Origin of the sequence: Nonomuraea sp. H19 (assembly GCF_052068215.1) — a bacterium.
Lineage (GTDB): Bacteria > Actinomycetota > Actinomycetes > Streptosporangiales > Streptosporangiaceae > Nonomuraea.
The window spans coordinates 1-10,433 of the sequence record NZ_JBQHCV010000075.1 but is presented as its reverse complement, the minus strand read 5'-3'; the positions used below and the strand labels follow the sequence as shown (position 1 = coordinate 10,433).

Genomic DNA, 10,433 nt, shown 5'->3' with positions numbered 1-10,433 from the left:
ATCCCGTCAACCTGGCGCTGTCCGGCGCTGCCAGTGCTTCCAGGTTGGAACTGGACCGGCCGGACTTCGCGGCCGCCGCTCATCGTCTGCCGGGAGGACAAGGCGACCGCCCGAGAGAAAGCAGAGCATCTGCTGACGCAGGTTGGGCTCATGGAACAGATGCATCAGTACCCTGGGCACCTGTCTGGCGGCCAGCAGCAACGGGTTGCCATTGCGCGTGCGCTCGCGATGGATCCGAAGCTGATGCTTTTCGATGAGCCGACCAGCGCGCTGGATCCGGAACTCGTCGGCGAAGTGCTTGCGGTGATGCGTGCGCTCGCCGGAACCGGCGTAACGATGCTGATCGTCACCCACGAGATGACCTTCGCGAGGGAGGTGGCTGACCGGGTCGCCTTCGTGGACAGCGGCCAGATCGTCGAGCACGGGGCACCAGATGACGTGCTCGGTCATCCAGCCCACCCGCGTACCCAGGAATTCCTTGCGAGGTTGCAGCCATGACACAGACCCCATTCGTTCAGCAGTCGACTGCCGAACGACCGGCCGCGCCGAGAATGGTGATCATTCAGCGAAACCACCCATGGCGTTGGATCGGTTACATCCTGCTCTCGGTGGCCCTTGCCATGTTCGTGCACAGTGTTTTCACCAACGAACGCTGGCAGTGGGACGTGGTGTGGCAGTACCTGTTCGATCCGCTTGTGCTCGGCGGCATCAGGGTCCCTATCGAACTCACCTTCGGCGCGATGCTCTTCGGGTTTTGCTCGGCTGCCTCGTGGCCGGGATGCAGCGGTGTGCCGTGTCCCAAGCATCGCCTAAGGCGGTGACGGTCGGGGGTATCAGAGGAACGCTACGTGTGCGGCGGGAAGGTAACGGTGGTGCGCATCCCGCCCTCCGGGCGTGGTTGGGCGTCGAGTTGCGCGCCGTGGGCGGCAGCAATGGCCTTGACGATGGATAGCCCGAGGCCGAGGCCGCTTTCGCGGCCGGCCCTGGCTGTGCCGGCGCGCTGGAACGGCTGGAACAGCCGGTCGATCTCCGTCTCGGGAATGATGGGTCCGGTGTTCACCACTGTGAGCACGGCGCCTTCGTCCGAGAGACCGGTGGTGACATGGACGGTGCCGGAGGGGACGTTGTGGCGCAGCGCGTTGTCCACGAGATTGGTCACCAGACGTTCGACGAGGCGGGGCGCGCCGGAGGCCGGGGCGGAGTCGAGCGTGGCGTCCAGGCGGATTCCCCGGCGGTCTGCTTCCGGGCGGTGGGTGTGGATGGTGTGATCGCTGAGGTCGGCCAGGTCGAAGGGTTCATGGTGGTCGAGTCCGGCCTCGCTGCGGGCGAGGGTGAGCAGCGCCTCGATCAGCCGCTCCTGTTGGGCGTTGGCCGACAGCACCCGTTCATGAGCGGTGCGCAGGGATTCGACGTCGGCGTCAGGGGCGGCGAGGGCCACCTGCACCATGGTGCGCTGCCGGGCGAGGGGGGTGCGCAGTTCGTGGGAGGCGTTGGCGATGAACTGGCGTTGGGCGTTGAAGGCGGCCTCCAGTCTGCCGAGCAGTTCGTCGAAGGTGTCGCCGAGCTCTTTGAGTTCGTCGTCCGGTCCGCCGAGTGCCAGGCGCGCGTGCAGGTTCGTCGCGGAGATCTGGCGTGCGCTCCTGGTGATCGTCCGTAGTGGGCGCAGGACCCGGCCTGCGACGATCCAGCCCAGGACGATCGAGAGGACCGACATGATGGCCAGGGCGGTCGCGGACTGGGTGAGGAGTTGGCGCAGCTCGGCTTCGTGCTGGCGCACGGCCTGGGCGCGCATGCGGTCGGCCTGCGCCTGAACCTGCTCGGGGGTGAGTCCGTCCGGTACGCCGAGCAGGTGCGGGCCGGTGTCGGTGAGGCCGTCGGCGGAGCCGATCAGGTGGCTGCCGTCCTGCCCATCAAAGACGACGGCGCTGGTGGCATGGGCCACCAGCACGTACGTGACGGCGAGCAGGCTGGCGCCGGATAGCAGGAAGAGCGCGCCGTAGACCAGGGTCAGGCGCATGCGGACGGTACGGCGGGGCGCACGGGAACGACTGGTGGCCGGCATGGGAACCTTCAGACGCGGTAGCCGGACTTGGACACCGTCTCGATGATCGGCGGATCGCCGAGCTTGGACCGGAGCCGGCTGATCGTGATCTTGACGGTGTGGCTGAACGGGTTGGCGAACTCGTCCCATACGCGTTCCAGCAGCTCTTCGGCGGAGACCGTGCGCCCTCGGGAGGCCAGCAGCAACTCCAGGACGCCGAACTCCTTGGGCGTGAGCACCAACTGCCGGCCCGCCCGGTAGGCGAGGCGCTGCGCGGTGTCCACCACGAGATCCCCATGCCGGAGGGTCGGGGGGATGGCGGGGTGGGCGCGCCGCGCCAGCGCGCCGATGCGGGCCACCAGCACCGCGAAGTCGAACGGCTTGGGCAGGTAGTCGTCGGCTCCCAGGCCGAGCCCGTCGATGAGGTCCTCATTCGTCGCCGCGGCGGTGAGCATGAGCACCCTGCTGCGGCAGCCCGTGACCACCAGTTCGGCGCAGACGTCGTCGCCGTGCATACCCGGCAGGTCGCGGTCGAGCAGGATCACGTCGTAGTCGTTGTCCACGGCGCGGGTGAGCCCGGCGGGGCCGTCGAGCGCGACGTCGACGGCCATGCGCATGCGGCGCAGGCCGTCGGCGATGGCCTCGGCCATCTCCTCGTCGTCCTCGATCACGAGTATGCGCACGTGTCGTTCCTTCCAGGTCGTCTCCCCGCACCCTGTCGTAGCCGGAGTTTCAGGAAGGTATCAGCCGATGGGGACGATACTTTTCTGAAACCGCGGCCTCGATAGACCCATCTGCCATGGCAGAAGACATGCACAGCGCCGCCGCCTTCGGCCGGCGCAGATTCTTGACCGGGGCGGCGGGTCTCGCCCTCGGTTTGGCTGTGGCGCCGCCCGCGGCCGCGCAGGCTGCGGCTCGGCGGCTGACGCTGCCGGCGCCCACTGGCCCGTACGACATCGGCACGGTGTCGATGCGTCTGGTGGATCGGGGCCGGCAGGATCCCTGGTGGGAGACGAAGCACGACCGCGAGTTGATGGTCACCCTGTGGTACCCGGCCAGGCGCGGCGGAACGATCACTGCCTGGATGGAGCCGAAGGAACTGGCCCACTACCGGACCACGACCACCCGGAACCTGGAGCAGATGGCCAAGCAGCTCGAGCTGGGCGACGTGGACATCTCGCTGGACAAGGTGCGCTTCCCGCTCACCCACGCCCGCGGCGGCGCCCCGGTCCGGCCCTCGTCCCGCCCGTACCCAGTAGTGCTCTACTCCCCGGGCGCGGGGGAGTCCCGCTGGCTGGGCACCACGCTCGTGGAGGACCTGGCCGGCCGCGGATACGTCGTCATCGCGATCGACCACACCTACGACGCCGACGCTGTGCAGTTCCCCGGCGGACGGCTCGAGACCGTCCGGCCCGGCCTCGACAAGGACGGCGCCTACAGCGTGATGAAGGTGCGGATCGCCGACACGCGGTTCGTGCTCGACCGGCTCGCCGCCGGCCGCTCGCTGCCCCGAGGACTGGCCGACAGCATGGACCTGGACCGGATCGGGGTGTTCGGGCACTCCCTGGGCGGCTCGACCGCCGCCCAAGGCATGGCCAACGACTCGCGGTTCAAGGCCGGGATCGACCTCGACGGTAGCGTCGTCCCAACCGTGCCCGTCAGTCCGTCGACAACGACGCCGGAGCAGGCGGCCGAGCTGGCGGGTCAGGTCGCCACCCAGATCGGCAAGCGGCCCTTCATGGTCATGAGCAGCAACGGCAAGGGACCCGACCAGCTCGGCGCCCTGATGTCCGGCTTCTGGAAGAAGCTGAGCGGTGAGCGGTACTTCCTGTCCATCGTCGGCACGACGCACGCCAGCTACACAGACGCCAAGTCGATCATCCACCAGCTGGCGGCGATGAAGGTCATCCCCGAGGCCTTGACCCAGACGGTCGGCACGCTCGACCCGGAGCGGGCAGCCGCCACCGAGCGCGCCTACGTCACCGCTTTCTTCGACCGCCATCTGCGCGGGGACGACGGCAGCCTGCTGGACGGCCCGTCCGAGAAGTATCGCAACGTTCGCTTCTTCGAGTGAGGAACCCCTTGTCGACGATCACACGACTGCTCGCCGCGTCCCTCGGAGCGCTGCTCCTGGTGCCGGGCACGGCGGCGCAGGCCGAACAAGGCACAGCGGCGCGGGCCGAGCAGGACGTCGCGGCATGTGCCGCCGCCAGCGGCCCAGGGCGGCCCGAGCCGCTGAAGGCCACCACGATCGCCACCATCAAGCAGGCCTACAACTGCATTTTCGACCACTACTACGACAGCAAGGTCCTGGACGGCCGCAAGCTGCTGGTCCCGGCGTTCGCGGCGTTCGCCCAGGAGCTGTACCGGAACGGGCGGGACAGGGTTGAGGCGGTGATGCCCGCTTTGACGGGCGACCGCGAGGGCGACTGGGACGCCTTCAGCGCCGTCTACCAGCGCGTGACCGGCTTGCTGCCGGACGACGCCGCGTTGCGGCAGGCGTTGGCCGCGGCGACCCTCGACGGCATGATCCGCGCCTTGGGTGACAATCACGCCAGGTGGCAGCGCACCGAGTTGCCACCTGGCTCCAAGCCAGGTCAGGAGTACGGGCTGGGCATCGCCACCTTCCCGTCCAGGGGTACGACGACCGGAGCGCCGCAACAGGCGCTGCCCCCCTTGTACGTCCGCAGCGTGCTGGGCGGGTCGGCGGCCGAGCAAGGCCTGCGCCCCGGTGACATCATCGAGGCGGTCAACGGCGCCCCGCCGTTCGCTGGCGGCGTCCTGTCGGCGGGCGCGGTGAACATGCTCTACCCGCAGTACCCGCAGACGTCTGCGGTCCGGCTCAAGCTGCGCCGCCCGGCCACGAGCCGGACCTGGACGGTAACGGTCAAGCCCACCCTGTATGAGCCGAAGGCCGAGGCCGTGGCGCCGGTGACCGCGAAGCTCCTGAACAACGGTATCGCCTACGTCCGGCTGACCGGATTCTCGCCGAAGGCGGCCGACACCGCGCTCAAGGCGATCACCGACCTGGGCAAGGCGAAGGGAGTGGTCATCGACCTGCGCGGCAACCGCGGCGGCTCCCCGGAAGAGGCCAACCGGCTGCTCGGCGCGTTCGCGCACGGCAAGGTCACCGCGTACCTGTGCGACGCCGCCGGCACGTGTAACGCCAGCCGCACCGACGACAGCGTCCCGCTGCTGCACCTGCCTCTGGCGGTGCTCACCGACCGCGACTGCGCCTCGGCCTGTGACCACTTCACCTCCGCGGTGAGGGCACACAGCCTGGGCACGCTCGTCGGCACCCGTACCGCCGGCGTCATCTCGGGGCCGTCCAGCGCGTACCCACTGGACGACAACAGCGTGCTGCTCCTGCCCGCGCTCTACCACCTCGGGCCGAACCGCGAGGTCATCAACCGCATCGGCACGCCGCCCCACCACTACGTGCCGATGACCGCGAAGGACGTGTCCACCGGCCGCGATCCCGTATTGGCCAAAGCGCTGACCGTGCTCGCCGACTAGAGAAGGACGTCCAATGCGTATCACGGCAGTCATAACGCTCAGCCTGTTGACCATGGGCCTGGCCGCTTGCGGTCCGGCCTCTACCGGCGCCGAGGTCGCCACCGCGGGCAGCCCCACCTCCACGGCGAGCGCCGCCCCCAGCTCCTCGGGGGCTGATGGTGGGCTGAAGTTCGCGCAGTGCATGCGCGAGCACGGCGTCGACATGCCCGACCCGCAGGGCGACGACGGGCGTATCCAGGTCAGGCTCCCCGAGGGAGCCGATCCGCAGAAGGCCAAGGCCGCGATGGAGCAGTGCAGGCAACACCTGCCCAACGGCGGCGAGCCGGAGCAGGCCGACCCGCAGAAGGTGGAGCAGCAGCGCAAGTTCGCCCAATGCATGCGGGACAACGGCGTGCCCAAGTTCCCGGACCCGGACGCGAACGGCGGCTTCAAGATCGGCCCCGAGACAGGTATGGATCCGAACGACCCGAAGGTGCAGGCGGCCCGGCAGACCTGTGCGAAGTACCAGCCAGCCGCTCCATCGGGCGCACCGAGCCAGACCTGGAGCAGCGGGTGACCCCGGCCAGATGGGTGCTCGGGACCGTGGCCGCGGCGGTGCTCGGCGCCGCGGCCTGGCTCTGGCTCGACGGCGGCACGGCAGGCGCACCTCAGCGGCCGGCGGCGGGCGGCCTGCCCCCGGCGACCGCGAAGGTCACCCGGCAGACCCTCGTGGACACCCAGAGCAAGGCGGGGACGCTCGGCCACGGTCCCGCGACGGTGCTGTCGAGCAAGCTGGCCGGGACCCTGACCCGCATGCCGCCCGTCGGCGCCACGATCAGGCGCGGCAAGGACGTCTACCGCGTTGACGACACCCCGGTCACACTCCTGTACGGCTCGCTGCCCGCCTACCGCGCGCTGTCACCAGGCGTCGAGGGCGCCGACGTCGAGCAGTTCGAGCGCAATCTGCGCGCGCTCGGATACGAGGGCTTCACCGTGGACAAGACCTACTCCTCCCAGACCGCCTCGGCGGTGCGGGACTGGGAGGAGGACCTGGGCCTGCCGCAAACGGGCACGGTCGAACTCGGCCGGGTCGTGTACGCGGCCGGGCCGGTGCGGGTGGATGCCCACGAGGCCGCCGTCGGCGACGCGCTGCAGCCGGGAACGGCGGTGCTGTCCGTCACGGGCACCTCACGGGTGGTCACCGTGGAGCTGGAGGTGTCCGAGCAGCGTCTGGCCTCGAAGAACGCTGCGGTAGGCGTCGAACTGCCCAATGGCAAGTCTGTTAAGGGGAAGATCACCAAGACCCAGGTCGTCATCGACACCGGTGGCGGCGGTGCCGGCGAGTCGGAGGACCCGGAGACGAAGATCGAGGTCACGATCGCGATCAGCGGCGCGAAGGCATCCTTCGACCAGGCATCGGTAGACGTCGCTTTCACCGCCTCCAGCCGCAAGAACGTCCTGACCGTGCCGGTGGCCGCGCTGCTCGCCCTCGCCGAGGGCGGGTACGGCGTCCAGGCGGTGGACGGCGCGGCCACCCGGATCGTGCCGGTGAGCACGGGGCTGTTCTCCGGCGGCCGGGTCGAGGTGAGCGGACAGGGCCTGCGCGAGGGCATGACGGTGGGAATGCCGTCATGAGCCCCATGGTCGAACTGGAGGGCGTGACCAAGGCCTACCCCGGAGGCGTAACGGCCCTGGACGGCGTCACGCTGTCCATCGAACATGGCGAGATGGTCGCCATCGTGGGGCCGTCCGGCTCAGGCAAGTCGACCATGCTGAACCTGATCGGCACCCTGGACCGGCCCACCACCGGGATGGTCCGCATCGACGGCCACGACGTGGCGGCCCTGCCGGACCGCCGGCTGTCGGCCCTGCGCGCCCGCCGGATCGGCTTCGTCTTCCAGCAGTTCCACCTCGCCCCCGGCCTGCCCGCCCTGGACAACGTCGCCGACGGCCTGCTCTACACCGGCATGCCCAAGCGACAGCGCCTGCGCCGGGCGAAGGACGCGCTCGTCCGGGTCGGGCTCGGCGACCGGCTCGGCCATCGGCCGCACGAGCTGTCCGGCGGGCAGCGGCAGCGGGTGGCCATCGCCAGGGCGGTGGCCGGCGAGCCGGGGCTGCTGCTGGCCGACGAACCCACCGGGAACCTCGACTCGGCCTCCGGCGCCGGCGTGATGGCGCTGCTGCACGACCTGCACGCCACTGGCACCACGGTCGTGGTCATCACCCACGACCGGGAGATCGCCGCGAGCCTGCCCCGCCAGGTGGCCATGCGCGACGGGGCGGTGATCTGAATGCCTATGGACCAACTGTCCCCCACCCGGCTGCATCCGCGCGACGTGCTGCAGGTGGGCGCGGCCGGGCTGCGCACCCGTCCGCTGCGGGCGGTGTTGTCGGCGCTGGGCATCGCCATCGGCATCGCGGCGATGATCGCCGTGGTCGGCATCTCCTCCTCCAGCCGGGCCGAACTGGACCGCACGCTGGACGCGCTGGGCACCAACCTGCTCACCGTGTCGCCCGGCGACACGGTGTTCGGCGAGGACGCCACGCTGCCCCGCGAGGCCGTCGAGATGATCTCCCGGATCGGCCCCGTGGAGCAGGTGGCCGCGCTCGGCGCGATCGCCGACGCCCACGTCTACCGCAACGACCGCATCCCACAGGCCCAAAGCGGTGGCATCTCCGTGCAGGCCGCACACCTGGACCTACTGCGGACGGTCGGCGCCAACATCGCCCAGGGCGTCTGGCTCAACGCCTCCACCGCCCGCTACCCGGCCGTCGTCCTGGGTGCCACAGCAGCCCGGCGGCTCGGCATCGGCGATGCCGGCCCGGACCTCCAGGTGTATCTCGGCGGCAGGTGGTTCACCGTCATCGGCATCCTGGCGCCGGTGCCGCTGGCTGACGAACTGGACGCCGCTGCGCTGATCGGTTGGCCGGCCGCCACAGCGTATCTGGCCTTCAACGAGCGTCCCACCACCATCTACACCCGTACCACGGACAGCGCCGTTGAGGCGGTTCGGGCGGTGCTGGCGGCCACTGCCAACCCGGAGGCGCCCAACGAGGTTAAAGTGTCCCGGCCCTCCGACGCGTTGGCCGCCCGTCAGGCCACCGACCGCGCCTTCACCGGGCTGCTCCTCGGCCTGGGCGGCGTCGCCCTGCTGGTCGGCGGGGTAGGGGTGGCCAACACCATGGTCATCTCAGTCCTGGAACGCCGCGCCGAGATCGGGTTGCGCCGCTCGCTCGGCGCGACCCGGGGCCAGATCCGGCTGCAGTTCCTCACCGAGTCTCTGGTGCTGTCCGCTCTCGGTGGCCTTGCCGGCGTTCTGGCTGGCGCCGCTGTGACTGCTCTGTACGCGAGTACCCAGGCCTGGCCTGCTGTTGTACCGCTCTGGGCTATGGTCGGCGGGATCGCGGCCACCGTACTGGTCGGTGCGATCGCCGGCCTGTATCCGGCCATTCGCGCCGCCCGCCTGTCCCCCACCGAAGCCCTTGCCGCGACCTGATCCTGTGTTCAGGTCGACGTCTCTAAGAGCCACGGAAAGCGCCACGTTCTCCCGCCCGTACGTTCCGCATCGGAAGGATTTACAAGATGATTCGTGCAAGAACCGCCGTCGTCGCCGGACTCGCCTGCGCGACGCTGCTCCTCAGCACCACCACCTCCGCCACCGCTGCCTCCACGGGCTTGTCTTCCTCGGTCACCAGAACCGAGGTGCCAACAAATGCCGATGTGCAGCAGGCGATCAATGAGCTGGCGAAGCGGACCGGCGTAGTAGGCATCATCGCGGAGGCCTACTACGATGGCAGGCGCGTCGCCCACGCAACCGCCGGCTCCCGCCTACTGGACGGCCAGGGTGGGACGATCCCTTCCGGTTCCCAATACCGGGCCTGGTCCCAGACCAAGTTCATGACCGCCACGGTCCTGCTGCAACTGGTCCACGAGGGCAAGCTCGACGTGGACGACAAGCTCAGCCATGTCCTGCCAGTCGTGGCCGAACAGGGCCTCGTGGAGCGGGCCGACGAGATCACCGTGCGCCAGCTGATCCAGCACACCTCCGGCATCCCCGACTACCCTGGACAACTCCAGCCCTTCGACACCAGCTACAGGTCCCCCCTCGACCTGGTGCAAATCTCCCGGAAACTGCCCCGCCGGCAGGCACCGGGTGAGAAGTTTGCCTACTCCAACACCAACTACGTCCTGCTCGGCCTGATCATTGAAAAACTGACTGGGAGAACGCTCGGCCAGGAATATGACCGGCGGCTGTTCACCCCCTTGAATATGACCCGTACCTACCTGCCCACCAAACCCACCGATAGCATTAAGGAACCGCACGGCCACGGTTATCACCCCGACGAGCAAGGCAAGCTACGCGACGCCGACGAGGTGAACGCTACCCACGCGTGGGCGGCTGGCGGCGTGATCTCCACGGCGCGCGACCTCTCGGCCTTTTTCCGGGCTTTCCAGCAGGGCAAGCTGCTGCGTCCGGAACTGAAGGACATCATCTTCAGCCGGGGCCAGGCTGCAGATCCCGCACGCTGCGCCGACCCGTTCCTGGGCGCTGGCCCCGGCTCCCTCTCCGTGACTTCCGCCTCCCCCGACGGCCGCCTGCAACTCGCCGTGTCCGCAACAGTGGCCGCTGACATGCCCAGTCTCGGTCAAGCCATCCCGAAGGTCTCCCAGGCAGTGCTCTGCCCCACGCAATAGCCTCTGGCCAGGCTCCCTCAGAGAGGGGCCCATCGTTCTCCCTAACTGCCGACTACCAGGGTCCCGGTAGTAACTAATAACCCTTGAGTTCCCGTAGCTTCAGCCGAGGATCCAACGGATATGCGAGCAATGCTTGAGACCTGTGGATCGGTCGGGAAGGGGTGTACCTTCCCGATGATCATGTGAGTTCTCAAGACATGA

The 10,433-nt window shown here is 69.1% G+C and carries 11 protein-coding genes; 9 read left to right on the top strand and 2 right to left on the bottom strand.

The window, feature by feature from the left end; all coding sequences use genetic code 11:
- Positions 1–498 (top strand): amino acid ABC transporter ATP-binding protein (locus ACTMTI_RS56020; protein WP_441129257.1); only part of this gene is annotated, 498 nt, incomplete at its 5' end.
- Positions 495–821: a hypothetical protein gene (locus ACTMTI_RS56015; RefSeq protein WP_441129256.1), complete on the top strand. Its 327-nt coding sequence runs from the start codon at positions 495–497 to the stop codon at positions 819–821. The genes ACTMTI_RS56020 and ACTMTI_RS56015, both read left to right, overlap by 4 nt.
- 23 nt (positions 822–844) lie before the next feature.
- Here the strand turns inward: ACTMTI_RS56015 and ACTMTI_RS56010 are convergent, their stop codons facing one another.
- Together ACTMTI_RS56010 and ACTMTI_RS56005 are read right to left on the bottom strand one after the other, a co-directional pair.
- Entirely contained in the window at positions 845–2,017 is a 1,173-nt protein-coding gene (locus ACTMTI_RS56010; RefSeq protein ID WP_441129255.1) for a sensor histidine kinase, read from the bottom strand.
- Positions 2,018–2,070: 53 nt separating this feature from the next.
- Complete coding sequence (locus ACTMTI_RS56005) at positions 2,071–2,724, bottom strand: response regulator transcription factor (protein ID WP_441129254.1); 654 nt, start codon at positions 2,722–2,724, stop codon at positions 2,071–2,073.
- Between the two features lie 116 nt (positions 2,725–2,840).
- On the opposite strand from ACTMTI_RS56005, the gene ACTMTI_RS56000 reads away from it, so the two are divergent.
- The 7 genes from ACTMTI_RS56000 to ACTMTI_RS55970 all read left to right on the top strand — a co-directional run bounded on the left by ACTMTI_RS56000 (position 2,841) and on the right by ACTMTI_RS55970 (position 10,232).
- On the top strand, positions 2,841–4,115 hold the full coding sequence (locus ACTMTI_RS56000) for an alpha/beta hydrolase family protein (RefSeq protein WP_441129253.1): 1,275 nt from the start codon (positions 2,841–2,843) through the stop codon (positions 4,113–4,115).
- Positions 4,116–4,123: 8 nt separating this feature from the next.
- Positions 4,124–5,557: a S41 family peptidase gene (locus ACTMTI_RS55995; RefSeq protein ID WP_441129252.1), complete on the top strand. Its 1,434-nt coding sequence runs from the start codon at positions 4,124–4,126 to the stop codon at positions 5,555–5,557.
- 13 nt (positions 5,558–5,570) lie between these two features.
- Positions 5,571–6,113: a hypothetical protein gene (locus ACTMTI_RS55990; protein ID WP_441129251.1), complete on the top strand. Its 543-nt coding sequence runs from the start codon at positions 5,571–5,573 to the stop codon at positions 6,111–6,113.
- Positions 6,110–7,171 carry a peptidoglycan-binding protein gene (locus ACTMTI_RS55985; protein WP_441129250.1) on the top strand — a complete coding sequence of 354 codons (1,062 nt, stop codon included), beginning with the start codon at positions 6,110–6,112 and terminating at the stop codon, positions 7,169–7,171. Before ACTMTI_RS55990 ends, ACTMTI_RS55985 begins: the two co-directional genes overlap by 4 nt.
- A gap of 5 nt (positions 7,172–7,176) precedes the next feature.
- Positions 7,177–7,827: an ABC transporter ATP-binding protein gene (locus ACTMTI_RS55980; protein ID WP_441129258.1), complete on the top strand. Its 651-nt coding sequence runs from the start codon at positions 7,177–7,179 to the stop codon at positions 7,825–7,827.
- A complete protein-coding gene (locus ACTMTI_RS55975) occupies positions 7,828–9,033 on the top strand; it encodes an ABC transporter permease (protein ID WP_441129249.1) in 1,206 nt (401 codons plus the stop codon). It begins immediately after the preceding gene.
- A gap of 86 nt (positions 9,034–9,119) precedes the next feature.
- Complete coding sequence (locus tag ACTMTI_RS55970; protein ID WP_441129248.1) at positions 9,120–10,232, top strand: serine hydrolase domain-containing protein; 1,113 nt, start codon at positions 9,120–9,122, stop codon at positions 10,230–10,232.
- Positions 10,233–10,433 lie beyond the last annotated feature (201 nt).